This window comes from Pseudomonas sp. SWRI92, assembly GCF_014268685.1.
GTDB lineage: Bacteria > Pseudomonadota > Gammaproteobacteria > Pseudomonadales > Pseudomonadaceae > Aquipseudomonas > Aquipseudomonas marvdashtae.
The window spans coordinates 1-24751 of sequence record NZ_JABWQY010000014.1 but is presented as its reverse complement, the minus strand read 5'-3'; the positions used below and the strand labels follow the sequence as shown (position 1 = coordinate 24751).

30 protein-coding genes and 2 pseudogenes are annotated in these 24751 nt (G+C 56.9%); 17 read left to right on the top strand and 15 right to left on the bottom strand.

The genetic code is table 11. The features are described 5' to 3' along the window. Positions 1-214: 214 nt before the first annotated feature. The 3 genes from HU762_RS19780 (at position 215) to HU762_RS19770 (ending at position 2493) form a co-directional block, all read left to right on the top strand. Complete coding sequence (locus tag HU762_RS19780; protein ID WP_186639880.1) at positions 215-517, top strand: hypothetical protein; 303 nt, start codon at positions 215-217, stop codon at positions 515-517. 229 nt (positions 518-746) lie between these two features. Then, the gene (locus HU762_RS19775; RefSeq protein ID WP_186639878.1) at positions 747-1358 is read left to right on the top strand and encodes a hypothetical protein; all 612 of its coding nucleotides are present in this window, start codon (positions 747-749) and stop codon (positions 1356-1358) included. Between the two features lie 694 nt (positions 1359-2052). Then, complete coding sequence (locus HU762_RS19770; protein WP_186639876.1) at positions 2053-2493, top strand: hypothetical protein; 441 nt, start codon at positions 2053-2055, stop codon at positions 2491-2493. A 413-nt stretch (positions 2494-2906) separates the two neighbouring features. On the opposite strand, the gene HU762_RS19765 is transcribed toward HU762_RS19770, so the two are convergent. Both HU762_RS19765 and HU762_RS19760 read right to left on the bottom strand, forming a co-directional pair. Next, the gene (locus tag HU762_RS19765; protein ID WP_186639874.1) at positions 2907-3209 is read right to left on the bottom strand and encodes a hypothetical protein; all 303 of its coding nucleotides are present in this window, start codon (positions 3207-3209) and stop codon (positions 2907-2909) included. A 380-nt stretch (positions 3210-3589) separates the two neighbouring features. Next, a complete protein-coding gene (locus HU762_RS19760) occupies positions 3590-3877 on the bottom strand; it encodes a type II toxin-antitoxin system Phd/YefM family antitoxin (protein ID WP_053123436.1) in 288 nt (95 codons plus the stop codon). Between the two features lie 371 nt (positions 3878-4248). Here HU762_RS19760 and HU762_RS19755 point away from each other — a divergent pair, with 371 nt between their 5' ends. Continuing rightward, complete coding sequence (locus HU762_RS19755; protein WP_018610855.1) at positions 4249-4521, top strand: hypothetical protein; 273 nt, start codon at positions 4249-4251, stop codon at positions 4519-4521. A 134-nt stretch (positions 4522-4655) separates the two neighbouring features. Here the strand turns inward: HU762_RS19755 and HU762_RS19750 are convergent, their stop codons facing one another. The 4 genes from HU762_RS19750 to HU762_RS19735 form a co-directional block, all read right to left on the bottom strand. Continuing rightward, positions 4656-4964, bottom strand: coding sequence for an addiction module antidote protein (locus tag HU762_RS19750; protein ID WP_186639872.1), 309 nt, complete (start codon positions 4962-4964; stop codon positions 4656-4658). 2 nt (positions 4965-4966) lie between these two features. After that, positions 4967-5260: a type II toxin-antitoxin system RelE/ParE family toxin gene (locus HU762_RS19745; RefSeq protein ID WP_025212842.1), complete on the bottom strand. Its 294-nt coding sequence runs from the start codon at positions 5258-5260 to the stop codon at positions 4967-4969. Positions 5261-5434: 174 nt separating this feature from the next. After that, positions 5435-5959 (bottom strand): DUF2867 domain-containing protein, encoded by a 525-nt coding sequence (locus HU762_RS19740; RefSeq protein ID WP_186639870.1) that lies wholly within the window; start codon positions 5957-5959, stop codon positions 5435-5437. 24 nt (positions 5960-5983) lie between these two features. After that, positions 5984-6628, bottom strand: a complete 645-nt coding sequence (locus HU762_RS19735; protein WP_186639868.1) for a DJ-1/PfpI family protein — start codon at positions 6626-6628, stop codon at positions 5984-5986. 126 nt (positions 6629-6754) lie between these two features. On the opposite strand from HU762_RS19735, the gene HU762_RS19730 reads away from it, so the two are divergent. The 4 genes and pseudogenes from HU762_RS19730 to HU762_RS26775 form a co-directional block, all read left to right on the top strand. Beyond that, positions 6755-7324: a TetR/AcrR family transcriptional regulator gene (locus tag HU762_RS19730; RefSeq protein ID WP_186639866.1), complete on the top strand. Its 570-nt coding sequence runs from the start codon at positions 6755-6757 to the stop codon at positions 7322-7324. 103 nt (positions 7325-7427) lie between these two features. Further along, on the top strand, positions 7428-8042 hold the full coding sequence (locus HU762_RS19725) for a hypothetical protein (protein WP_186639864.1): 615 nt from the start codon (positions 7428-7430) through the stop codon (positions 8040-8042). Beyond that, on the top strand, positions 7999-8199 hold the full coding sequence (locus HU762_RS19720) for a hypothetical protein (protein WP_186639862.1): 201 nt from the start codon (positions 7999-8001) through the stop codon (positions 8197-8199). Before HU762_RS19725 ends, HU762_RS19720 begins: the two co-directional genes overlap by 44 nt. Before the next feature lie 33 nt (positions 8200-8232). After that, positions 8233-8304 (top strand): annotated as a pseudogene (locus HU762_RS26775) (kinase); the annotation flags it as partial. Between the two features lie 447 nt (positions 8305-8751). Here HU762_RS26775 and HU762_RS26770 read toward each other — a convergent pair. Further along, positions 8752-8883, bottom strand: a pseudogene (locus tag HU762_RS26770) (APH(3') family aminoglycoside O-phosphotransferase); the annotation flags it as partial. A 524-nt stretch (positions 8884-9407) separates the two neighbouring features. Between HU762_RS26770 and HU762_RS19715 the strand changes: the two are divergent. Together HU762_RS19715 and HU762_RS19710 are read left to right on the top strand one after the other, a co-directional pair. Continuing rightward, positions 9408-10847, top strand: coding sequence for an ATPase domain-containing protein (locus tag HU762_RS19715; RefSeq protein WP_186639860.1), 1440 nt, complete (start codon positions 9408-9410; stop codon positions 10845-10847). A 23-nt stretch (positions 10848-10870) separates the two neighbouring features. Further along, on the top strand, positions 10871-11233 hold the full coding sequence (locus HU762_RS19710) for a response regulator (protein ID WP_186639858.1): 363 nt from the start codon (positions 10871-10873) through the stop codon (positions 11231-11233). 426 nt (positions 11234-11659) lie between these two features. On the opposite strand, the gene HU762_RS26925 is transcribed toward HU762_RS19710, so the two are convergent. From HU762_RS26925 to HU762_RS19695, 4 genes are all read right to left on the bottom strand, one after another. Continuing rightward, positions 11660-11794 (bottom strand): hypothetical protein, encoded by a 135-nt coding sequence (locus HU762_RS26925; RefSeq protein ID WP_264082664.1) that lies wholly within the window; start codon positions 11792-11794, stop codon positions 11660-11662. 483 nt (positions 11795-12277) lie between these two features. Beyond that, positions 12278-12454 (bottom strand): DUF3606 domain-containing protein, encoded by a 177-nt coding sequence (locus HU762_RS19705; protein ID WP_186639856.1) that lies wholly within the window; start codon positions 12452-12454, stop codon positions 12278-12280. A gap of 90 nt (positions 12455-12544) precedes the next feature. Next, positions 12545-12973: a DUF2628 domain-containing protein gene (locus HU762_RS19700; RefSeq protein WP_186639854.1), complete on the bottom strand. Its 429-nt coding sequence runs from the start codon at positions 12971-12973 to the stop codon at positions 12545-12547. Positions 12974-13260: 287 nt separating this feature from the next. Then, on the bottom strand, positions 13261-13458 hold the full coding sequence (locus HU762_RS19695) for a hypothetical protein (RefSeq protein WP_186639852.1): 198 nt from the start codon (positions 13456-13458) through the stop codon (positions 13261-13263). 338 nt (positions 13459-13796) lie between these two features. On the opposite strand from HU762_RS19695, the gene HU762_RS19690 reads away from it, so the two are divergent. Next, positions 13797-14300 carry an anti-virulence regulator CigR family protein gene (locus HU762_RS19690; protein WP_186639850.1) on the top strand — a complete coding sequence of 168 codons (504 nt, stop codon included), beginning with the start codon at positions 13797-13799 and terminating at the stop codon, positions 14298-14300. A gap of 47 nt (positions 14301-14347) precedes the next feature. On the opposite strand, the gene HU762_RS19685 is transcribed toward HU762_RS19690, so the two are convergent. Beyond that, the gene (locus HU762_RS19685) at positions 14348-16198 is read right to left on the bottom strand and encodes a sigma-54-dependent Fis family transcriptional regulator (RefSeq protein ID WP_186639848.1); all 1851 of its coding nucleotides are present in this window, start codon (positions 16196-16198) and stop codon (positions 14348-14350) included. 317 nt (positions 16199-16515) lie between these two features. On the opposite strand from HU762_RS19685, the gene HU762_RS19680 reads away from it, so the two are divergent. The 6 genes from HU762_RS19680 to HU762_RS19655 are packed head-to-tail and all read left to right on the top strand — an operon-like array spanning position 16516 to position 22465. Further along, positions 16516-17610, top strand: a complete 1095-nt coding sequence (locus HU762_RS19680; protein WP_186609559.1) for an ABC transporter ATP-binding protein — start codon at positions 16516-16518, stop codon at positions 17608-17610. After that, positions 17610-18719 carry an ABC transporter ATP-binding protein gene (locus HU762_RS19675; protein ID WP_186639846.1) on the top strand — a complete coding sequence of 370 codons (1110 nt, stop codon included), beginning with the start codon at positions 17610-17612 and terminating at the stop codon, positions 18717-18719. The genes HU762_RS19680 and HU762_RS19675 overlap by 1 nt, the downstream gene beginning before the upstream one ends. Next, positions 18716-19582: a sugar ABC transporter permease gene (locus HU762_RS19670; RefSeq protein WP_186639844.1), complete on the top strand. Its 867-nt coding sequence runs from the start codon at positions 18716-18718 to the stop codon at positions 19580-19582. The genes HU762_RS19675 and HU762_RS19670 overlap by 4 nt, the downstream gene beginning before the upstream one ends. 10 nt (positions 19583-19592) lie before the next feature. Then, positions 19593-20393 carry a carbohydrate ABC transporter permease gene (locus HU762_RS19665; protein WP_186639842.1) on the top strand — a complete coding sequence of 267 codons (801 nt, stop codon included), beginning with the start codon at positions 19593-19595 and terminating at the stop codon, positions 20391-20393. Between the two features lie 10 nt (positions 20394-20403). Beyond that, positions 20404-20676, top strand: a complete 273-nt coding sequence (locus tag HU762_RS19660; RefSeq protein WP_025212861.1) for a DUF2160 domain-containing protein — start codon at positions 20404-20406, stop codon at positions 20674-20676. Between the two features lie 46 nt (positions 20677-20722). Continuing rightward, a complete protein-coding gene (locus HU762_RS19655) occupies positions 20723-22465 on the top strand; it encodes an ABC transporter substrate-binding protein (RefSeq protein ID WP_186639840.1) in 1743 nt (580 codons plus the stop codon). 66 nt (positions 22466-22531) lie between these two features. On the opposite strand, the gene HU762_RS19650 is transcribed toward HU762_RS19655, so the two are convergent. From HU762_RS19650 to HU762_RS26765, 3 genes are read right to left on the bottom strand one after another with little or no spacing between them, the layout of a single operon-like run. Further along, entirely contained in the window at positions 22532-23491 is a 960-nt protein-coding gene (locus tag HU762_RS19650) for a class I SAM-dependent methyltransferase (RefSeq protein ID WP_186639838.1), read from the bottom strand. After that, positions 23484-24299, bottom strand: a complete 816-nt coding sequence (locus HU762_RS19645; protein WP_238340413.1) for a YcaO-like family protein — start codon at positions 24297-24299, stop codon at positions 23484-23486. Before HU762_RS19645 ends, HU762_RS19650 begins: the two co-directional genes overlap by 8 nt. A gap of 47 nt (positions 24300-24346) precedes the next feature. Beyond that, the gene (locus HU762_RS26765; protein WP_238340412.1) at positions 24347-24712 is read right to left on the bottom strand and encodes a hypothetical protein; all 366 of its coding nucleotides are present in this window, start codon (positions 24710-24712) and stop codon (positions 24347-24349) included. Positions 24713-24751 lie beyond the last annotated feature (39 nt).

Here is a 24751-nt window from a genome sequence, read left to right as displayed (position 1 = left end):
AGAATCTGCTAAAGCTCTTCGTTTGAATTTCTCGATACCTAGCGTGCGAATGAGATCCTTTTTTGGCCAGACGCCGCGTCATGCGCTGGCGTGGGGTAGTTGGTTCGTCATTTCTCCCGTTCATTCCCGCCGAACCACCGTTCATCCCCCTTGTCTTGAGTGTCCTTCGTTGTACGGATACTGGTCATTTGTACAGTATTTTGGTGTGGCAGCAATGCAAGACAATCTGATCGATGACAGTGGTTTTGAGCTTGGCCTACCTAGCCGTGAGGAAATACTCAAGCATCAAGTGGACATACTCTGTTCAGACCTGGAAATGACCCGCCGTAACCTCAGAGCAGCCCACAGGGAGCTTGCAGGGCTGATCGTCATGTATCGGGGTGCACTGAAAGAGATTGGTACATTGAAAGCTGAGAATGAGAGGCTGAGATGGACGCTGAGTGACATTTACCTCAGACAGAGCCAAGAGGCGACGAAGAAGATGGGGTATGCCTATGGGGATCACGGAAAGAAATAGCTAACCTTCCTCGCAACACAGGACTTATCCCCCATATTTTTGATGCGTCCATTGTCTGGAATGGAAATTTTTCAGTCATCATAGTTGTTGAAAAAAGGTCTATTTAAGCTATCTCGTAGACCGCAGCGGAAAAGGGGGCAGTTGATCGTTCTTGCGCGGCGCCCACTGCCCATTTCCGATACTCTCCCACGCCTGCTCTCAGGTAGCCCCAGCAGTTCAAGGAAGAGTCATGAACAGGACGCTCTGTACCGCGCTGAGCCTTTCGATTATTGCGTCATCCACCGGGTGCGCCACAAAACCTGCGAAGGAACCGTTCATAGCCCCCCAGATTTATGGCTATACCTTGAATCAACCGCTTTCCAGCGATGAGTTCAAGGCGCTTTCCGCTACCGGAGGCGAGTCGGGCACGGGCTCCAGGGTTTACAAGCGCGTCGATGACCAAGGCGATACCTACGAGGTTTTCCTTGATCGTCAGGTTCGCCCAGATTTTATTAGGAAGACGAGTCGTGCTTTTGCACGTCAGCCTGAATGTGAGATCGAGCTTGAGGCGCAGGTCGCCCAGTTGAAGCAGCTCCTGGCCAGCCACGAAAACCGTGCGCCAGTGCTGGGTGATCATTACGTCAGCTTGGACACCACGCAATGCAATGTCGGTCGGTACGATCAATCCCAAACCTATCGTTATGCCCTGAGCGTGTCCGAGGGAGTAGTCGCTCCTCCGTCGAAACGAGGCCTGGGCGATAAGATCCATGATGCCTACGGGGCCGTCTGGATGACTATGCTCGGCGTCGCCCTGTTGCCGTTTGCACTGGTTGGTGCAGTTGTGGTTAAGGCCACCGATTGAGTTTCGTGCGGTCCTGGTTTTTTGGGGGAAAGGGGGAGGTGGCTGGGATTTTTTGGTCATCCTGTCGACAAATTGGAGTTTTTTGTTGAAATTCATATGGGCTTTCAGCTTTGGCATACTGTTGACGGGGTGCACAAATACACCCGCTAACCTCATGTCTGAATCGGACAGTTACGATGGCTCGTTCCAGCCGAACGTTACTGCTCAATCTGCTTACCGAAACATCCGTCAAGCAAGCAGAATTTGTTTGGAGCACTCTCCGCTCGGGACTCCGGTCACAACAGAAGGTGAGTTCGATTCAGAGCTCGGTAGCGGGCAGATCACCCAGCGTATGGTTGCCCAAGGCGTGAGGCTCAGCTTGGCGATCATCACTATCGAGGCCACCCCTGAGGGTATCGTTGAGATAAAGCTATATACCCTCAAGGGATGGAGTTCGATTGGGGTCAAGGCGCCTACGTTGGACAAGCTTCGTTCGTGGATCAAAGGTGATAAATCTTGCTAAATGTCGACTGCGTTACGACGCACTGTTCTGCGCTCTTGGCGAAAGGGCTCGGTGCGTTGTGGTTTTTTGGGCGGCAGTGCTCTTTTTGGTGTAGCTCATCCAACACAAACAGCGTGAATGCATTCAACACCTCCGGAGCCGCGCTCGATCTGCAGGTCGGCCTGGTGTCATCATTGCCCAAGGAAAGAAATCATGGCCTACCAAGCTCCCGGAATTTGCTTCTCTGATGTCGAAACAGCTGTGCCTAAGAGCCCAGGCCTTTATCAGATCATCACTGACGACGGCGAGCTTCTGAAGGTTGGCATCAGCGGTAATCTTCGTAGAAGGCTGATACAACATCGGCAGTCGAAACAGTCTCGTCTGAAACTCAGAGAAGGAGGCGACTGGCGTAACCCGGCTGACGTCACCAGCAAGCAATCAATCCTCGCTAAGCACCTTTATTTTTCGCTGCCAGTCTTGGGTTATGACCTGAAGACTGAGATCGGCCGACAACGCTATCTGGAGGAGCGGTGTCACCTTCTCATTACGCTGACCGAGACCCGGGAAGAGGCAAGGGAGATGGAGAGAACTGAAGAAAAGAGCGGGGACTATCGGTTTGGAGGAAGGATTGAAGCCCTCCCGCTCGAGACTTAGCGGATGTGTGAATCTGAAGGCCAGACGGGAGCACGGTCTTAAGGCTGTGCCAAGTGAAGACTGGTGGGACTTAGATTGATGATATGGAAACTGGTAAGCGGATAGATACGATAAGTTAGCACTCTGTGAGTGATAACCTAAGCATTCTTCTATAAATGATATTGGATCAAGTTATGAAAAGCGGTGAGAGGACGCTCGGAGCTAGCCTCGCTAACAGAGTAGTGGTCCCCGCCGCTTGGTTATCGGGGATTGTGACGATAGGACTTTTGTGGGGCATGATAGAGTTTTCGTCCGGTAAGCTTACCGTCGAAGGACGTCAGCTCTTCCTGGCTTCTGTTTCTATTTTTTGCCTCGCCATATGGCATTTGATACGGCGCAAGAGACGAGCAAAAGCGCTTGTAGCATCCATCAACCTAAAAGAAGGTTTGAGTCTTGAAGATACTCAGTTGCTCGGCTATCCAAGAAGTCCAACATTTTTTGTCTTTGACGTCTCCAACAACAAACTCGCTCAATGCCAAAGCGCCACCGGCGATTATCAAGTACGAGATATCACGTGGGTAATAGGCTGGCAGTGTGAGTGGAAACAGATTGACACCAGGGTGTCGGGTGGGGTTCTTCAAATAGTCGATGGGGCGGGCATGAGTGTTCCAGCCGACGAGATTCGGCGTAGATTCATAGGGTTCGTACTGGTTCTGACGGTTGCCGATACAAGCCATCCTCCCCTCCGTTTTCCAATGAACCGGAGCGCAGCTGAAGGGTGGTGTAGTCGGTGCAATGTACTGTTCAAGTGCTGAACACGAAGCATCACACCGGAAGATAATTATCTTTAAAACTCGCGGCAGCGCTGATGCAAACGGAAAAAGCGGGGGACAGACCACAATTATGAGACTGGCCGATTATAGACGGACCAAAATTGTGGTCTGTCCCCCTCGGTTCCAGGTGAGCTCAATCGTGGTCTGTCCCTAATTCACGTTCATCTCCTGGCACTCGTGGCCCGGCCTGCCGTTCTTGAAGCTTTCGCAAGAACTGGAGGCGGGTGGTGCCGTCGAGCTTCCGCAGTTCCTTCAGAGCTTTCGGATCCCACTCGACTCCGTACTCAACGGCCATTGGCGATATCTGCCTCGGCCTCGCCGATGAGATCGTCGAGAGATACTCGAACGGGTGTTTCGTTGGCATCGAGCCGTGCCTTGACCAAGTGAACCAGTTCCAGTTCGTCCAGGCGCTCAACCATCGCCTCGTACACGTTGGCAGGGACCATGTAGCCCATAACGCGGTTGTGATTCAGCACGGCCACGGGCAAGCCGTTGGCGCCGCTCAGGACGGCAGAGGGGTTCTTCTTGAGTTCGGATACGCTGACGGCCACATCGGCCAGGATATTTTGCATAGATAAGACTCCTATTTAGGTTGTTATTCTGGTCTTTTGCTGCTGTGTAGGCAAGCGCTCAGCGTTCCAATCCCTCGTTCAAAGGTTGGATGGAGCTTGGCTGCTCCGGACGTTTTTGTTTCGGGAAAAGGGGGGCGGGAAAAAGGGAAAGATGAGGGATTTTTTTGCCGCTGCGGCTTATGAGGGCTCAAACGAGCGCCGCGAAAGGCATTGACGCAAATTCCTACACAAACCTCGGAAGCCAGCGCATTGCAGCATCTGGATAGGCAACTTATTGTCTCTATATCGCCCAGATGGCGATTCGGGTTTGGCGACTCGATTGAATGAAGCGCAGAAGCTCCTGCTCCTTATCAATTGAAGAGGTACTGCTCATGACCCGATACATGCCCATCACCGGCATCGACTGCATCCCCGCAACCCTGCTCATCGACACCGAAGCACCTCTAGACGTCCTTTTCGAAACCGCCGATTACCGCATCCGCACGGTGACCCAAGTCTTGGAAAATATCGCGTTTCGCTCGGACATCAGCTCAGACACCGTGGTGCTCACTGATTTTTGTAAATTGCTGACCACGTCATTGCGCGATGGCTGTGATGTCATGGATGTGATCGGACGACGATTGCGGGCGCAGGTGGCGGAATAATGAAAGCGGGCGACTAATCAGTCGCCCGTTTCATAAAGCTTGGGAGAAAATTCAAGAGGGCAGGACATGTGTCCCCATTGACTGCAGGGTATGGGTAAAGAAGAGGCGAAGCCAAAGAACAAGGAAACCCATACTCAGACAGGCGAATGTTCAACTCCATGCCCAGGCTGCGCATGAAGATCAATGCCTAGCGCATGAATGACCTTGAGTACGGTATCAAATCTCGGCTTTGACCCGGGTGCGAACGCCTTATACAAACTTTCTCGCCCCATGCCAGAGTCCTTAGCGATCTGCGCCATGCCTCGGGCCTTGGCGACATAGCCGATCGCTCGGAGAAATTCCTCGCTATCACCATCAGCCAGCACCTGAGAAAGGTATTCACTGATGGCTTCGTCGCTATCGAGCAGTGCCGCCATGTCAAATGTCGTCAGGTGTTGGCTCATGTTCAAATCTCCTTTGCCAATTTCTTCGCTCGCCGGATGTCAGCACTCTGTGAAGACTTGTCACCACCAGCCAATAGCACGATGACCACTCCACCGCGCATGGTGAAATAGACCCGGTAGCCGGCGCCTACATCCACACGCAACTCTGAAATACCATCACCGACAGGTTTTACATCGCCCAGGTTACCTGCTGCTGCGCGATCAATGCGGCGGGCGATAGCGATTTTTGCTCGCAGATCACGGACCGATGAATGCCAAGCAGTGAACGTCTGCGTTTGCTGGATGAGATAATTCATGGGTTGACCGTATCCAGTTGGATACTGGAAGTCAAGATACTGATGTTGGTCATCGGTCTCCAGTCTTTGACCGTTGATGCGGTTTGTCTGTAAAACCGCGCCATCCCTTTTTAGGGCGGCTTCGCCACCCAGCGGGAGCAAGCTCCCTTGCCACGGGGTCTGTGTTGTCGCGGCTCAGGCAGCCAAAGGCCAACCAATGCGTGCTGCACGGCGCAGGCTCGCCTTAACAACCAAACGATGAAACGGGGCAATAACGAAGATGTAGGCTCGGCCCAGACGGTTGTGGCACTGGACCACGGTTGAAAAAACCAGTTGGCGAGTGCCTGCTGGCTCTGCCTCTTCAGAGCAGAGGATCGATATCCGGAAGTCGAGGTGCTTGTCGTCCTCTCCCAACACGATTTCAGTCTGGTTCGTGCTGTAGACCTTGAAGATTTGAATTCGATTAGCAAGGGTTGCCAGATGTCTGGCTGTCTTGAGGCCAAAACAGGCAACGACGGTGTCTCGGACTTGCATGAGCCATCCGATCCAGGGTGGCTGATGGGAAAGGATGAATCGCGCGAGCAAATCTGGATCGCTGGAGGTGCCCGCAGGGAGCTGAATCGCAAAAGCGTCCGCCAGGTTCGTCGCCGTGTAAAGGTGGGTGACGCCGGACCTCGAGGGGACCGGCACGGACTGAATGAGCTCAAATTCTCGGGGCATTGGGGATCTCTTCCTGAGTTTTAACTACCAATTAGATGACATGCCATGTCGCGTTTTTTGTTGGGAGGCGCCAACTTCTCCTTGTCGGATACTGAGCCCGATCAGCGCATCATACAGCGCCTGCTGCCCAGCGGGCAGAACAGGGAGCAGCGTCGCACGGCGCTTGTCGGCATCGAACCAGGATTCAACCAACCATCCCACCAGGTAGAGCGCCGAAAGGCATCCGCCAGCGGTCGCAACGTTGCCCTGGCATACAAGAGGCTGGTCCACGGGCTCAAGTCCCAGCGCTTGCAAGCCCGATCGTGCATCGGGGTGTGTCGTTGCCTGGCCGCGGAGCAGCCCAAGCCGTTGGAGAATGAAAGCTCCGGCACAGATGGCGCCGATTCGCTGGCGTCTGGGGTCTAGTTCAAACGACGGCAGGAAATCCGGGTCGGCCAGTGCGGCGGGTATTCCTTCCTTGCCGCTGGCGAACAATACCGCGTCGGCACTGTTGGCCTCGGAAAGCGGACCGTGCACCGGAACAGGCAGGCCGTGCGCCGAGCGCACGACAGTGCTGGAACCCAATATTCGAACGTGCCAGTCCTCGGTGTTGCGGCCTAAGATGTCCCACATCAGGAATAGGTCGATGTCAGTGAATTGGTCGAACGCAACCAGAGCGATTTTCTTCAAGGCGAGCTCCATGAAAAGTACCGGCATGCAAAACGCAACGGCTATCTTTGCCTGAGTTCGCAGCGTATCAATCGGCTGCGCGCCATACACAGCCTGTATGGCGCTAAATAGGGAGCGAAATAACGAATGGAAAAACTAACGCGTCACCATTGGATCGCTGCTGGTTTTGAGGCCCTCGACCAGACAGGGCATATTGGCGTGTCAGCCGAGAGTCTATCGCGCCGATTGAATGTGACCCGCGGATCGTTCTATCACCATTTCCGCAATCGCGAAGACTTTGTCCGCACCTTGCTGGCCGCTTGGGAAGAAGACTACACGGAGCGCATGCTCGCTTTTGCGGCCCAGGGTCGTAGCACGGGCGAAATCTTGAAACGCTACTTGAGTATTGCCGCTGAGAAACAACCTGGGCGGGAAGTTTCCATCCGAGCCTGGTCGCTGCACGATCCGTTGGTAGCCGAGTATCAACAGCGCGTTGACACACGACGACTGGACTTCGCGGTACGAGCGTGCCGCCGCTTCGCCCATAGGCCAGGCGAAGCAGAGGTGATGGGGCAGGTGGCCCATCTATGCCTGATTGGGGGCCAACAGGCAGGGCTGCGGCGTGATGCCGCTCGCTTCAACAGTTTTGTGCATCGAGCCTTTTCACTTTTTGAAGGAGCTCTTCCACCATGGCGGACTTGGTCACGAGAGAGATGAGCATGGGGAGGCCTGATCTGATGGCGTTGTGGACGGGGCATGGGTGGGGGCCGCGAATAGCCAAACCCTGTGTTCCGATGTCTATTCGGGATGAGGACCGTTAATGCCGTACAACTACACGAACGGCCGCTACCTGGTCTTCAAAGGCCGGGGCAGCGATGGGGCGCCCTTGGGCCGGATTCACCAGGACGGAATAGTTCGAAACCTCCTGGGTGAGCCGCTGTATTACATAAACATGGACGAACATGCGTTCAGTTCGGTCGATTTTATCTTTCAGGGCGGTATACAAAAAAGTCGCGGCACGTTTTATGTGCTCAGCGACAAAGTCCTTTTCACATTTTCCGAGATGATGGTTAAGCCACTGGGAAACGAGACCGAGGAGGAGGCGCTTCACAGGGAATTCAAAAGAAGGGCGTTAAGTTTGGCAGGGCAGATCGTCCAGGCGAAAAATGAGATGGTGCAGGCACGCTTGGATATGGCCTGGTCCAATTTAAATCTTTTCCGCCGTTTCCGTGCTTTCTTGACGAGCCGAGCCCGCAGGGAGCGAACATCGCCAGGGTGGCGTTACAGTGGGCTGGAAAGTGATCATGAGCTTAAATCGACGTCTGTCCCCGCGTCCTCCAGTGAGTTCAAAATCATAATCTGTCCCCAGTCTCAGCAAAGAGGGGCAATCAATGCCCAAGAAACTTCAGGAAAGCAAAACAGCAACGGCCGCTGACATCGAGCGCTCTATCCTGGCTCTGAACAAAATGGCTGAACGCCTCTGGGGCGACGGGCGGGAAGCTGAGGCGAAAGCCTTGCTCGATGCCTTGGATGCTTTAAACAGGGCGCTCGACAGGATCAGGATTGGGGAGAGCCGCAGGGTTCTTCATTGAGCATTAGAGTGTTTACGTGATGGCCGCTCGTCAACGGGCGCACTTGCGCAAGATGTGGGCCGCAGGGGTTACAGGGTTGCCAATGAGCTTGCCCTGAGTAATCTCCTGGTCTCTGCGGTGCAAGCGGTCTCGATGGTCACTAACCGATTCCTGCCCAATGAACAGCGCAATTCCAGGGACGGCCCCCTGCAGGCAGTGAGCATCGCTTCGTAATGATTTGACCGGTGGTCCGGCCCTTTGGAATTACTGCCGCCCGGGAGACTCCATCCCATCGAGGAATATGTATTCCTCAATGGCGGTGAACACCGCCCCGAGGTAAATGGAATGACGTCGTTCGAAGAATTCAGGGCCACATTCCATGAGCTTCTCAAAGAGCTGGATGCCGCGGCGTCATGCGACCGAAAGTCCCACTTTCGCGGTGTCGGCGCCTGGTTCCGGACCATACACCAACACACCTTTCTCGGAAGGCATGCCGAAGCTTTTTACAACAGCAGGTGTGACCACGCCGAGATGCGCCCCTAGGTGTCCCGCCGCAACGGGCACGGGAGCGGCGTCCAGAAGCCGATAGAAATTAATCCGTTTCTGATCGGTATTGGCAACCCCATGGCGCCGCAGAAAAGGCTCTACCCAAAGCTCACCAAGTTCCTCGGCAATGTTGCGGGTGGCCAGGTCCTGGTATCGATCCCTTCCCCTGATAGCGTTGTGTGAAAAGGTTAATGACGGGCTTTATGAAGTGCACGAAACGCCGAGCTTATCCGAATGGAAAGGGGCTGTGCCCTGCGGGTTTTCAAACCTTGCCGAGCTAGCTGGATGTCTCCATAAATATGCTTGGCGAGGTTTTTCAATCCGGCTTCTCCTCGATAGTCGCTTCTTACCAATCCCACCACTGCAAATGATTCCCCGGTCTCTCCTGTTACCGTGAGCGAGGCAGTGCCGTCAGCGCACAGGGTACATTTGACCGTGCATCCTGGCAGCAGGCGTCCCAACGCGTCCTCAATCTCGGCCCTACCTAGCTTGTCCACGACGCAACCTCGGGTTCGTTTGGGCCAAAGCATAGCCAGAATGCAGGCAGTGATACAGAGATCTGACGAAAGCGAACGTTTTTCCGCACCTACTTTCTATTCACCTGAATGGCCTCGAATTAGAATTGACGTTAGCATTTCATTCGTCCGGCTAAAAAAGCCTGTTTTTCAGATCAGGGTCACATTGTGGAAAAGCTAAAACGCCTTCAAAGCGGAATCGAAGGGCTCGACGCTCTGCTGAATGGAGGGCTGGTCGCAGGTGCTTCATACATAGTCCAAGGCCGCCCAGGTTCAGGCAAGACTATCCTCGCCAACCAGCTTGGATTCCATCACGTGCGCAATGGAGGCCGAGTTTTAGTCGCCACGCTGCTGGCCGAGTCACATGACCGTCTTTTCCAGTTTCTTTCTACCCTGAGCTTTTTTGACGCATCCAAAGTTGGCGCTGAGATCCAATTCGTCAGCGCATTCGATACGTTGGAAAACGAAGGTTTGGATGAGGTAGTGAAACTGCTTCGGCGCGAGATCAGTCGGCAAAAGGCTACCGTCATGGTCGTCGATGGTTTGCTCAATGCGCGTTCCAAGGCCGATTCGTCTATCGACACCAAGAAGTTCATCTCAGAGCTGCAAGGGCATGCGGCTTTCGCCGGTTGTACCGTACTGTTCCTCACTAGCTCTCGGCTTGACGACGGTAGCCCGGAGCACACGATGGTGGACGGTGTGATCGAAATGGGAGAAGAGCTGTTCGGTACGCGTTCGGTACGGCGTATTCAACTGCGTAAGACTCGCGGTAGCAGCGCATTGACCGGCCTCCACGAGTGTGAAATCACCGATGACGGCTTAGTTGTCTATCCGCGCCTCGAAAGCCTGTACAGTCGCCCTTCCTCGCCCGACAGTGCGGACCTGACGCGTATCGCCAGTGGAATCGAGTCGCTGGATGACATATTGGGCGGGGGGCTACACAGCTCAAGTGTATCTTTGGTCATGGGCCCCTCCGGGATCGGTAAAACGACGCTGGGTCTCAAATTTCTGGCCAAGTCGACGGTAGATGCCCCAGGCCTGCATTTTGGATTTTATGAAAGCCCGCAGCGGCTACGCCTGAAAGGCCGCTCACTGGGCATCGACATCGAAGCCATGGAAGCAAGCGGTGCGTTGAGCATTGTCTGGCAGCCCACCACCGAAGGGTTGCTGGATGGGCTCGGCGCGCGGCTGCTGAGCATCGTTAAAGAAAAAGGTATCAAACGCCTATTCATCGATAGCCTAAGCGGCATGACTCGGGTTTCGACAAATCCGGGGCGGATTACAGATTTCTACAGTGCGCTTATGAACGAGCTGCGCTCCCGAGGCGTTACGGTATTCGCTTCTTGGGAAATGCGTGACCTGTTTGGTTCCGAGGTCAGCGCACCGAACTCTGACCTATCAAGCATCGTCGATAACCTGATGCTCATGCGTTTCTTTGAGAATGGTTCTGAACTAAGCAGGACGCTTTCCATTCTTAAGGTACGAGATAGCTCCTATGACCCTTCGCGATTCGAGGTGGTCATTCGTGATCAAGATGTTTACCTGAAAAAGGCTTTGAGAAATGAACCGCCAGTCGCCACTGAGTCATCGCCTGGTTCAACATCATAGGTCTTTGGGCAGGTTGAATTGACATGACCACCATCCTGGTCGTCGACGACGAGTATTTGATCGCTGACATTATCAGCTTCGCGCTGGAGGACGAGGGCTTCATGGTCGTAAAGGCCAGCAATGGTCGAAAAGGACTCGAGGTGCTCGAAAGAGAGCGTCCAGCGTTGATTGTTACGGACTTCATGATGCCCGTCATGGACGGCCTGGAGTTCGCCACCGCCGTGCGAGCTCTTTCCTCCACCCATCATTTGCCAATCATCTTAATGAGCGGTGCCCAGGCGCACATAGGTATGCAGAGATCGGATTTATTTGATGCTGTGCTGCCAAAGCCATTCGACATAGAGTCGATCATCGCGGAAGTAAAAAAGCTCTTGGCTTCGGAGTAGTTCGTAAGTGGACCCGTCCGCAGGCGCGCTCTCAGCCTTAGGGGCAGGATGCGTTGAACCGCGCCCTTGATCGCATAAGGATCGGGGAGAGCCGTAGAGTGCTTCACTGAAGCCCGCCAAGTCCCATGGCTACAAACCGATCCTGCAGGCCGAGAGTCGAGGACGGAGCGTGACCGGCCCGGGAAGTCGTGAATTAATTTGAACTGCCCGGGCCATGGTCTGCCGAACGCCTATCACCAAGAGGACAAGCGCATGAGCGACGAACAGAAAAAAGAGCCGCCCAAGGACGACACTCCCGCCCATTCCACCGAGCAGGAGCGTGAACGTTTGAAGGATTTCAACAAGGACGGAATTCCGCCGGGGTCTTCCTGAGTGCAGCGGCGCCGTTCGCTGGAAGCGCTTTAAACAGCGCGACCGAAAAATATTTTACCGGACCACACAAACCCAGTGATGGCCATGCCGATACGGCGCGCGGATAAACGCCACGTCCGAGACCAGTACCATGCCGCGGTCCTGAAGTGCTTCGGTCAGTTCTACGAGTGTCTCTGCTTCGATAGTCATTGCTGTTACCTCGTCAGATGACTGCCTTCATAATTTTTGACCGGACGCCGCGACGGGTAATTCATTTTTCTAACGAGCTGATCCAAGGGCACTCAGCGCCTGTCAGCTCTTGCTGCTGACTCAAGATGCTGCTGACTCAAGATGCCGCTGGCTCTAGCGAATCTTTATAATTCAGAGACTGAAAACTGGGTCCAACTGTTCAACGATGTCAGTTGGGGAGACGACGGCCTTCATTTCACGGCCTTCGCCTACAGCAACAAGCCAGATCTTTATGACCATCCGTATCATAAGTCCAAGACTCCGCAAGTGATCGCTATCAACGACGACGGGACGCTTAAGCAAATATTGTTCATTAAAAACACTCATCGCTCCGAGTCGACACTGTTCCGAAAGAGCGCCAAGTAAGGTCATGTCTAAGGCATTCGGTGTCATTCGATAGGGCATCAGGATAAAAAAGCCCCACAGGTACGTGGGGCTTATTGATTACTTCTTCAGTTGCTTGCGAACATCATCGGCCACCGGCCCAGCAGCCTTGACTGCTGCCTTGAGCTCGTCTTCGGTTACGCCGAATTCTTTCGCCCAGTATCTCAATTCCCAGTCTTCGGAAGTGTTAATGCGGTTCCGGTCCTGGGGCCCGCGATTGCTCAAGTCGTCAGCCATTGTCGAGTTCCTTTGAGAAGGCCTGGTAACGCCAGGCGACTCTCAATGGACAATCAGGCTGGGCTGTTTGCGCAATTTTTATGGCTTATGTCAGAGGCGCATGCCTTTAAGCGGATTCCAGCCTTGCTCGCCTTTCACCTCTTTCAAGTAATAGGCGTAGTTGGTCATGAGCGCGTACATCATCGACATGGCGATGTTCAGGCCCATGCTCAAAGGTCGCGGGAAATCCATGCCGACGATGGCGAAAATCACGCTCAATACGATATTGATTGCCAGGAAAATGCCCAACAGGGCCAGGTTTTTTTTCCACAGGCCCAGAACGAACAGGTAGATAGGCCCGAAGAAAAATGCAATGACGTTGGCATTGATCAGTATCTTCTTCTTGAAGTCTGGCAGCGTCTTGACGGCTTCCTTGTAGCGCGGGTCGTTTGGTGCGCCATAGGTGTCAAAGAAGGCGAAGCGCTCCTGCCATTTGGCGCTGTATTTATCGGTGCCTTGTACTTGTTCAGTGCTGCTCATTTTTCCGTTCCTTGTGTTCCATGAAAGTGGATTTCTTCCGAGAGTCCCGCGCTTCTGTCTTTAGCCTTGGATCCGAAGCGTTGTGCTGCCCGCTTTATAAGCGTTCACGCACAGAAATACCGCACCGGTCGTTTAAATGGCTAGCTGATCTGTGATGGACATCACGATAGTCCGGCGCACGCAGGCAAGGAATACTCAGGAAGGGGGCGGAAAGGGAAAAAGGCAGGTCACCCTGAATCGCCCGTTCAACAACGGGCGACAGGATCATCCAGCACTCAGGTCAACACTCAGAGCATGGCCTCCGCAAAAACATGGTCTTGGGTCATCGTCAGAAAGTGCAGCGGCATGTCCTGCTTTGCTTGTGGGCACGGCATTTCAAAACTGCCAACTACCTGGCTTTCAAGTGCGCTCAGCCGCATCGACTCCTCTTCCTTTAGTTTTGCCATTCTCGCGTGGTTCGCTGCGATTTCATTGAGAGTTGACACGGTACATCTCCAGTGGCTGACCAAGCATGAGAATTTGCCGCCGCGCCAGAAAGACGTCGTCCTGGGGCTGCTACGACGTTCCGGTGCAAACCTTGCGCCAGAGGCAGCGGCGTTATGCAAGCCTCTTTCCCCAAGCGACCAGCGGCATGAAACGATGGTGTTCAGGCCGGCAACGTTTCAACCTTGCCTCAGAAATAAGTCACTGATAATACAAACCCATCCTTGGGCATGAAGTACGTTGACGATGCAGGCAACCGACGCGCAGCGTGATATGGAACTAATATCACCGTGAGTCTCTATATCTTTACAGGGGACATCCCTTTTTCGAGAGAACTGCCATGTTCAAATCGCGCTCGTTGATTGCTGCAGTGACCTGTTTTGCCTTGGTCACAGGTCCTGGAATCGTTGTTGCGGACCCGGGTAACGGCAAGGGAAACGCTCAGTTCGATCAAGGCCAGGGGCAAGGCGGCAAGGGCGGGCAGGGCAACAAGGGTGGCCAAGGTAATGCCGGCAACAAGGGCAACCAGGGAGGCAAGGGCAACCAGGGCGGTGGCGGCGATTGGCATAACGGCCCGAGCGTCGACCGTGGCGGCATTCTTGGCGTGATTGGTGGCTATCGTGATTACTGGAGCCCCGGTCCGGCGCTGCCGCCGGGCATCCAGAAAAACCTCGCTCGCGGCAAGCCGTTGCCACCGGGCATCGCCAAGAAGCTCGACGGACGTTTATTGGGACACTTGCCGCACTATGACGGTTATGAGTGGCAACAGGTCGGCACGGACTTGATCCTGGTGGCGATCGCCAGCGGCATCATCTATGAAGTGCTCAACGGTGCGTTCGATTAACCCGCTGTTCCAACGAAATCGCAGCCTCTTCAGAGGCTGCTTTCGTATCAACTTTCAAGCTGCCGCAGGCGTTTGTACAGCGTATTGCGGCTGACCCCCAGCCGTCGCGCCAGATGTGAGATGTTCCCGCCCACTGCTTGCAACTGACGGTTCAGGTCCTCGGCATCATTCAGGTCCACCGTCAGCGGCTCAGGCGTTTCTACCGGCTCCATTTCCAGATCGACAAAGAAATCGTCGGGCAGATGCTCCGGCCGGATCGGCTGTTCCTCGGCCATCGCCAGGGCCACTTGCAGCACGCTGCTGACTTGCCGCAGATTGCCCGGCCAGGGATGGCGTTCGAACAGGTCGAGGACTTCGCGGCTCAGGCCCGCCCATTGGGTCGGTTCGCGGTGGTGTTCCCACAGGCGTTTGAACAGTGCCTGTTTGTCGCTGCGCTCGCGCAGCGGTGGCAGTTCCAGGGTCAGGCCGCCAATGCGGTAGTACAAATCTTCGCGGAATCGCCCCAGTTGCACCTGTTCACGCAGCGAGCGGTTGGTGGCGGAAATGATGCGGATGTCCACCGCAAACAGCTCGGCGCTGCCCACCGGTTGCACGCAACGCTCCTGCAATACCCGCAACAGGCGGGCCTGGGTCGGCAGCGGCATGTCGCCGATTTCGTCGAGGAACAACGTGCCGCGATCGGCCTTGCGGATCAGGCCGATGCTGCCCTTTTGGTTGGCGCCGGTGAAGGCGCCTTTTTCATAACCGAACAATTCCGATTCCACCAGCTCGGCGGGTATGGCTGCGCAGTTCACCGCGATAAATGGCTGCTTGTTGCGCGAACTGGCCTGGTGCAAGGCTTTGACGAATACTTCCTTGCCGACACCGGTCTCGCCGTGGATCAGCAAAGGAATGTCTTTTTCCAGCAAGCGCTCGGCTTGCCGCACGGCTTTTTCCACGCGGCTGTCGCCAAAGTGCAGGGTGTTGAGGCTGATAGCGGTAGTGGCGGGAGTCGGCGCAGACGGGGACACCGGTTCGGCGAAGACGCGTGGTTTGATCAGCACCTGTTTCGGACGTTTGAGTAAGCACTGGAATCGATTGCGTCCAGACGCCTGCAAGGCAAACGGCAGGCCGTCGGGCTGGTTCAGCAACTCCATCAGCGAGACCTTGAACAGGCTCTCGATGCTCACCCGCGATAAGCTAAGGCCCAGCAGATTATCCGCGCGACGATTGGCCGAGAGCACTTGACCGCTTTCATCGAAAATCAACAGCCCGGCCCACTGGCTGTCGAGGTTGTTCAGTCCTGTGTTGAAAGTCAGTTGGAAGTGTTCACCGCGAAACAGGTTGAGGATCAGCCGGTTCTCCACGGTCTGGCTCATCATCTTGACCATGCCCAGGGTGTGGGACGGCGGCAAGTAACTGTCGCTGGAGACGTCCAGCACCGCGATGACCTTGCGCTCGGCGTCGAAGATCGGCGCCGCGGAGCCGGTCATGAAGCGGTTGGCCTTGAGGAAGTGTTCATCGTGTTCGATGTGCACCGCCTGCTCGCAGGCCAATGCGGTGCCGATGGCGTTGGTGCCCGTGCAGCGTTCCATCCAGCTCGCCCCGGCGCTGAAGCCATGGGCCAGTTTCGGTTCGATGAACCGCTGGGTGCCCCAGGACGTCAGCACCTGGCCCTGATTGTCGGCCAGCATGATCAGGCAATTGGAATTGCTCAGGATGTTCTCGTAATACGGCAGGACTTCCTGGTGCGTGGTCTGCACCAATGAATGCTGGCTTTCCAGCAACTGGGCGATGCCCTCGGCGGGCAGTTGGTCGAACGCGGGCACGCTCTGGTGATTCAGGCCAAAGGCGCGGCAGCGGGACCAGGAGGCCTGGATGATGGCCTCGTGGGACAAGGCAGGAGCAGGTGCGGCCATGGGGCACTCTCGTAGGTGCGGTTTTTTATTGTTGTGGCAAGTCTCGCACAGACTCCTTGTGCTGGGGCAATCCCGCCTCCATCGACTGGAGGCCAGGCTAACCGAAAGCGTTCATTCAGTGTTGTTCAAAATTGTTCATTGTCAACCTGCTCATTGTTCAGTTGTTCATTCCCCATTGTTCACTTGTGTTCATCAGCGAATGCCATTTTCCACTGATCAGAACAAAATCCTAGTAAAATCATGAGTTTACGATTTCTGGCACGGCTTTCGCTTTTGCACTTGGGTCGCTTGACTCCAAATAATAAAAAGGCCGAGCCATGTCATTAAAGCTTGAGCACATCTGTCGCACCGTCGAAGGCCAGACCTGGATCGACGATGCCAATCTGAGTTTCGAACCCGGATCCTTCAACGTCCTGCTGGGCCGCACACTGTCTGGCAAGACCAGCCTCATGCGCCTGATGGCCGGGCTGGACAAGCCCGACAGCGGCCGCATCCTGATGAACGGTGTCGACGTCACCAACCGCCCGGTGCGGTTGCGCAACGTGTCGATGGTCTACCAGCAGTTCATCAACTACCCGACCATGACTGTTTTCGAAAACATCGCCTCGCCGTTGCGCCAGGCTGGGGTGTCCGACGAGGTCATCCAGGGCAAGGTCCTGGAAACCGCGAAGATGCTGCGGATCGAAAAATTCCTCAAGCGTCATCCGCTGGAGCTGTCCGGCGGCCAGCAGCAACGCACGGCCATGGCCCGTGCGCTGGTCAAGGACGCTGAGCTGATCCTGTTCGACGAGCCGCTGGTGAACCTGGACTACAAGCTGCGCGAAGAGCTGCGCCAGGAAATGCGCGAGCTGTTCCAGGCCCGCCATACCATCGCCGTCTACGCCACCACCGAGCCTAACGAAGCGCTGGCCCTGGGCGGCACGACGACGATCCTGCACGAAGGCCGGGTGATCCAGAGTGGCAAGTCGTCCTCGGTGTATCACCAGCCGCAAACCGTGCTGGCCGCCGAGTTGTTTTCCGAACCGCCGATCAACCTCATGCCGGGACGTATCGCCGGCAATGAAGTCAGCTTCGCCAATTTCGTCCACTTCCCGTTGAACGTCGACCTGCGTCCGGTGGGCGAGGGTGAGTTCCGTTTCGGCGTGCGCCCCAGCCATATTTCGCTGGTGCCGAGCAACGATGACGACCTCGAACTGGCAGTGACCGTCGAAGTGGCCGAGATCAGCGGCTCGGAGACGTTCCTGCACGTGCGCAACGAACATTTCCTGCTCGTCCTGCATTTGCCCGGCGTGCACGAATACGATGTCGACGCGCCGATCCGCATCTACATCCCGACCCACAAATTGTTTGTCTTCGACGCCCAGGGCAAGCTCGTCCAAGCCCCCGGGCAGCGCATTGCGAGGGTTGCCTGATGGCCGAAATTCGTTTGCAGAACCTCGCCCATAGCTACACCAGCACCCCGACGGGCCCCGAAGACTACGCGATCCGCGAGATGAACCACATCTGGGAGCAGGGCGGCGCCTACGCGCTGCTCGGGCCTTCGGGCTGCGGCAAGTCGACCTTGCTCAACATCATCTCCGGTTTGCTCAGCCCCTCCGAAGGGCAGGTGATGTTCGACAGTAAAGTCGTCAACGACCTGACCCCAGAACTCCGCAACATCGCCCAGGTGTTCCAGTTCCCAGTGGTCTACGACACCATGACGGTGTTCGATAACCTGGCGTTTCCGCTGCGCAACCAAGGCATGGCCGAGGCGCGGATCCACACCAAGGTGCATGAAATCGCCGAGGTCCTCGACCTGCAGAACCTGCTGGACAAAAAGGCCCGCAACCTCACCGCCGATGAAAAACAGAAAGTCTCCATGGGCCGTGGTCTGGTGCGCGACGATGTGTCGGCGATCCTGTTCGACGAGCCGTTGACGGTGATCGACCCGCACCTGAAATGGAAACTGCGGCGCAAGCTCAAGCAGATCCACGAGCAGTTCAACATCACCATGGTCTACGTCACCCACGATCAGTTGGAAGCCTCGACGTTCGCCGACAAGATCGCGGTGATGTACGGCGGCCAGATCGTCCAGTTCGGCACGCCTCGGGATTTGTTCGAACGCCCGAGCCACACCTTTGTCGGCTATTTCATCGGCAGCCCCGGCATGAACCTGATCGAGGTCACGGCGCGGCCCGGCGGCGTCGGTTTTGCCTCGACTCACTTGCCCTTGTCGGAAACCTTGCAACGTCGTGTCGCCGAAGCCGAAGGCAAAAGCCTGAAGGTCGGTATCCGTCCGGAGTTCATCCATGTCTGGGACGGTCCATACGACGACGCGATGCGAGCCGAGGTCGTGCATGTCGAAGACCTCGGCACCTACAAGATCCTGACCCTCAACCTCGACGGTGCGCCGCTGAAAGTGCGCCTGGCCGAAGACAAACCGGTGCCGGAAGGTACGGCGTACATCAGTTTCCCGGCGCAATGGCTGATGGTCTATGCCGATGAATATCTGCTCGAACCCACTGGCGAGGTGCAGCCATGAACAAGGTGCAGAACAACAAGGCCTGGTGGCTGGTGCTGCCGGTATTTTTGCTGGTGGCCTTCAGCGCCGTGATCCCGATGATGACCGTGGTCAACTATTCGGTGCAGGACATCTTTGACCAGTCCAGCCGCTACTTCGTCGGCGCCGACTGGTACAGGCAGGTGCTGCTCGATCCACGCTTGCACGACTCGCTGCTGCGCCAGTTCATCTACTCGGCGTGCGTGTTGCTGATCGAGATCCCCTTGGGGATCGCTATCGCCCTGACCATGCCGACCAAGGGCAAATGGTCGTCCCTGGTGTTGATCATCCTGGCGATTCCGCTGCTGATCCCGTGGAACGTAGTGGGCACCATCTGGCAGATTTTCGGTCGCGCCGACATCGGCCTGCTGGGCTCGACGCTCAACGCCATGGGCATCAACTACAACTATGCGGCCAACACCATGGACGCTTGGGTCACGGTGCTGGTGATGGACGTCTGGCACTGGACTTCACTGGTGGCGCTGCTGTGCTATTCAGGGTTGCGGGCGATTCCAGACGTCTACTATCAAGCGGCGCGGATCGACCGGGCATCCAGCTGGGCGGTGTTCCGCCACATCCAGTTGCCGAAGATGAAGAGCGTGCTGCTGATCGCCGTGATGCTGCGCTTCATGGACAGCTTCATGATCTACACCGAGCCGTTCGTACTCACTGGCGGCGGGCCGGGCAACGCCACGACGTTCCTCAGCCAGACCCTGACGCAGATGGCCATCGGCCAATTCGACCTGGGCCCGGCGGCGGCGTTTTCCCTGGTGTACTTCCTGATCATTCTGTTGGTGTCCTGGCTGTTCTACACCGCCATGACGCACTCCGACGCCAACCGTTGAGGCCCGCACAATGAGCAAGAGAAAGCTGATTCCGCTGTTGATCTACATCCTGTTCCTGCTGGTGCCCATCTACTGGCTGCTGAACATGTCGTTCAAGAGCAACACCGAGATCCTTGGCGGCCTGACCCTGTGGCCGCACGATTTCACCTTCCACAACTATAAGGTGATCTTCACCGACCCGAGCTGGTACACCGGTTACCTCAACTCGCTGTACTACGTGAGCCTGAACACGGTGATTTCCCTGGCGGTCGCGCTGCCGGCGGCCTATGCGTTCTCGCGCTACCGCTTTCTTGGCGACAAGCACCTGTTCTTCTGGCTGCTGACCAACCGCATGGCGCCACCGGCGGTATTCCTGCTGCCGTTCTTCCAGCTGTACTCGTCGATAGGGCTGTTCGACACCCACATCGCGGTGGCTTTGGCCCACTGCCTGTTCAACGTGCCGCTGGCGGTGTGGATCCTCGAAGGCTTCATGTCCGGGGTGCCAAAAGAAATTGACGAGACCGCCTACATTGACGGCTACAGTTTCCCCAAGTTCTTCACCAAGATCTTCATTCCGTTGATCGGCTCCGGCATCGGCGTCACGGCGTTTTTCTGCTTCATGTTCTCCTGGGTCGAGCTGTTGCTGGCCCGGACGTTGACCTCGGTGAATGCCAAGCCGATCGCGGCGGTCATGACCCGCACGGTGTCGGCGTCCGGTATCGACTGGGGGGTGCTGGCGGCGGCGGGGGTGTTGACCATCCTGCCGGGGATGCTGGTGATCTGGTTCGTTCGCAACCACGTGGCCAAGGGCTTTGCCCTGGGCCGGGTCTGAGGAGTCGATGATGGAATGGATGAACTGGACCGCCCCGACGGCGGCATTCTTTGGGGTCATTGCCTTGCTGCTGGCGGGCATGACGACGTGGGAATTGCGTTCGCCGAGTATCCCTCGGCGTGGTTTCCTGCCGATTGCCACGACCCGTGGCGATCGGTTGTTTATCGGTCTTCTCGGTAGCGCCTACCTGCACCTGCTGGTGATCGGCGTTACCGACTGGAGCATCTGGATAGCGTTCGCGTTGTCTTTGGTGTGGCTGTTGGCAGTGATGCGGTGGGGCTAGTCGCAAAAGTTCGACGAAAGCTCTTAAACCCAAACAGGAGGTCTCTATGTTCGATAAAAACAATAAGCTGCGACATAGCGTTTCATTGGCAGCCATGCTGGCACTCAGCGGGCTGAGCGCTGCGGCCTGGGCCGACGCCTATGAAGACGCCGCTAAAAAATGGATCGGCAGTGAATTCAAGCCGTCGACCCTGACAGCCGAGCAGCAGCTCGAAGAACTCAAGTGGTTCATCAAGGCTGCCGAACCGTTTCGCGGGATGAAAATCAACGTGGTGTCGGAAACCATCGCCACCCACGAATATGAATCCAAGGTACTGGCCAAGGCCTTTAACGAAATCACCGGGATCCAGCTGACCCACGACCTGCTCCAGGAAGGCGACGTGGTGGAGAAGCTGCAGACCCAGATGCAGTCGGACAAGAATATCTATGACGGCTGGGTCAACGACTCGGACCTGATCGGTACGCACTTTCGCTACGGCAAGACCGAATCGATCACCGACCTGATGGCCAACGAAGGCAAGAATTTCACCTCGCCGACCCTGGACCTCAAGGACTTCATCGGTATTTCCTTCACCACCGCGCCGGATGGCAAGGTCTATCAACTGCCCGACCAGCAGTTCGCCAACCTGTACTGGTTCCGCGCCGACTGGTTCGAGCGTGCGGACCTGAAGGCCAAGTTCAAGGAAAAGTACGGCTACGAGCTGGGCGTACCGGTGAACTGGTCGGCCTATGAAGACATCGCCAAGTTCTTCTCCGAAGACGTCAAGGAGATCGACGGCAAGCGCGTCTACGGTCACATGGACTACGGCAAGAAAGACCCGTCCCTGGGCTGGCGCTTCACCGATGCCTGGTTCTCCATGGCCGGCGGCGGCGACAAGGGCCTGCCCAACGGTTTGCCGGTGGACGAGTGGGGCATTCGCGTCGAAGACTGTCATCCGGTCGGTTCCAGCGTGACCCGCGGCGGCGACACCAACGGCCCCGCGGCCGTGTTCGCCACCACCAAATACGTGGACTGGATGAAGAAGTACGCGCCACCGGAAGCGGCGGGCATGACTTTCTCCGAATCCGGACCGGTGCCGGCCCAGGGCAACATTGCCCAGCAGATTTTCTGGTACACCGCATTCACCGCCGACATGACCAAGCCGGGCCTGCCGGTAGTGAACGCCGATGGCACGCCGAAATGGCGCATGGCGCCTTCGCCGCGCGGTCCGTATTGGGAAGAGGGCATGAAGCTGGGCTATCAGGACGTGGGTTCCTGGACGTTCATGAAGTCCACGCCTGAGAAACAGCGCCTGGCGGCCTGGCTCTACGCGCAGTTCGTGACGTCCAAGACTGTGTCGCTGAAAAAGACGATTGTTGGCCTGACGCCAATTCGCGAATCGGACATCAATTCCCAGGCGATGACCGACCTGGCGCCAAAACTCGGTGGCCTGGTGGAGTTCTACCGCAGCCCGGCCCGTGTGCAATGGTCGCCGACCGGGACCAACGTGCCGGACTATCCACGCCTGGCGCAATTGTGGTGGAGCCACATCGCCGAAGCGGCAAGCGGCGAGAAGACTCCGCAACAGGCCCTCGACGGCCTGGCCAAGGATCAGGACGCGATCATGACCCGTCTGGAACGCTCCAAGGCCCAGGCCACCTGCGCGCCTAAGATGAACCCTGAGCGCGACGCGCAATACTGGTTCGACCAACCGGGCGCACCGAAGCCGAAACTGGCGAACGAGAAACCTAAAGGCGAAACCGTGAGCTACACCGAGCTGTTGAAATCATGGGAGGCGGCACGCAAGTAATGCTTCAAGCGTGACAAACGAACGGCACCGAGAGGTGCCGTTTTTTTTCGGGCGGTAAAGCCTGCATCATCTCGAATCCTTCGTCAGGACGTAGAACTGGAAGAGCTGTCCAGTGACGCTACACGAGGCGAGACGGGAAACGAGCGTCAATGCGCATCGGCTGGCCAGGTAGTCCATCGCCGGCAGCACGGGCGTATGTCCGAACACGATAAGCCTGCCGCCGACGACCAGTGTCTCCACCAATCGAGGCAGCAACTGTTCGGCTTCGGAACGGGTCATGACTTCCGCGTTGAGAAACCGAAGCACGAGTACATCGTAATAGAGGCTGACGGGGTCGGCGTCGGCGGCATCGGCCCGCCGAAAGTCAACCGAACGTCCATAGCGATTGCGGGCCGCCTCTATCATCGAGGGCGAACGATCCGAGCCGATGCAACGGCTGTCTGGCAGGGCAAGGGCCAGTTGATGAATGAACGTGCCGGTGGAGCAGGCCGGGTCATGGATCACCGCGCCAGGTTTCAGCCAAGACCGCAGCAGCGTGCAGCAGTGGTGTCGCAAGTGTGCTTCGCCCTTGTCGAGCTTGCTGGCGAGACCTTCAGTGAACGCCCAATAGTCGGGAGGGCAGACGAACTCTCGTCCGTTGCGCCGAAGGGCGGGGAAAGGAAAGTAGATCTCACTGTCGGGGGCTCCCAGCGCATCAGCGAACGCGGCCACTTTGTCCGCCTGCCGAGTGGCCCGGTAATCGAGCACCAGGCCCTCATCACCCCAGTGCAGTTGGCCGAGCGGCCCGAGCAGCATCCAGGGTGCGAGCCGACTGTCCAAGCGCAGGCGCGCGTGTTCATCCCGTTGCAGTGTCTTGCGGCCGACCCAGTCGCGTCCCCGGCAACGCAGGATGAAGATGTGGTTGAGCCCGACGCCCCTGGGTTCGACAAAGCGCGCCCATGATCCTGGCGCCACGGGCTCGGCCTGCAACAGGTTTTCCAGCTCCAGTTCGCGCCGCAGACGCTGCCGCGTCATCGGTTCAGGCATCGGTCGTCGCTCCCGCCAGGGCGCGTTGTCGTCCGCGCGCCATGGGCACGACAACGTTCCCGCTGGAGACGATGTAGAAGCGCTCCAGCCCGGGCACCACGACATTGACCAGTGTGGTGCCTGCCTCGGAACGGTAAAGCGTCGAGCTGCCGGCCATGTATCCATGTTGGTGAAGGTTATCGGCCAATTGCCGGATCTGCTGATCCAATGGGCAGGCTCCGTCGACTGTCGGCAGCCGAATGATTTTTTGCGGCCGGGTGTCGAGTAGATGGCGTGGATCAAAGCGCATGCAGCGTCGCAAGCGGGCAAATCTGGCCAAGTGGCGCTCGGCCTTGGACAGTTGGTCGCGCAGCGGGGATTCGCTGGCGTTCAGGTGCAGTTGAACCAGTTCGGTCAAGGCGCGCGACGCGGCGTGACGCGGGTCGAGCGAAGTGCCCGCGCCGAAAACGCCCACCAACCCGTGGTCGGTGTCGGCAAAGGCCAGGCACGTGGTGGCCGAAAACTCTGTGCTGATGTCCAATAACACGATTGGCGCGTCGATCTCCGCCTGGGCATCGGCCCACAGTCTGCCCACCGCCTCTTCGGTGGGCAGGCGCTGGACTCTGCGCAGGGGCGTGGCGTTCTGGTAATAAAAATGATCCAGCAGGAATATCGAGATCGCATCACGCTCCACGCACTCGTTGAGGCCGTGAAGTAGCGCTTCGTCACGGGTCGCGCCGATGGCGGTGCCGCTGTTGCTGGAATAGCGCCGTAGCGAACGGTAGTCGGTCGTATCGGTTGGCAGGGGATCATTTGCATAAAGCGGCATCGTCAATGCGATGGGGTAGTGGAACGAGGTGCCGTCAGTGATGGCCGTTAGGAGCGGCAGGCGATCCGGCAGTCAGGCTGGTCCTGCAGGGTATTCAACAAGTCGTCTTTGTCGAGTGCGACGCCGCTCAAGTCAGGGGGCGTCAACAGACTGAGGTCCGTGGCGAGGGCCGGGTCGCTTAAATAATGTTCCAGTGCTTCGTACAGCGCGCCGACGCGAGCCGATTCGGCATATCCCTTGCCGCACCCCATGACTTTTGCCCGCGAGTTACCGACTTCAGCCTGGACCGAGACGACCCGGTTGCCCAGTGCGCGCAGGCTGCTTTGCAATCCCAGGGCCAGCAGCTCGGCTTCGATTTGCCGTGCTGCCTGAGCCAGGGACAATTCGCGCTCTGGCGCGAGAGATGCGTCCATGTGTCGTCACTCCTGGTATGGGGGGGGGTGGTGTGGGGG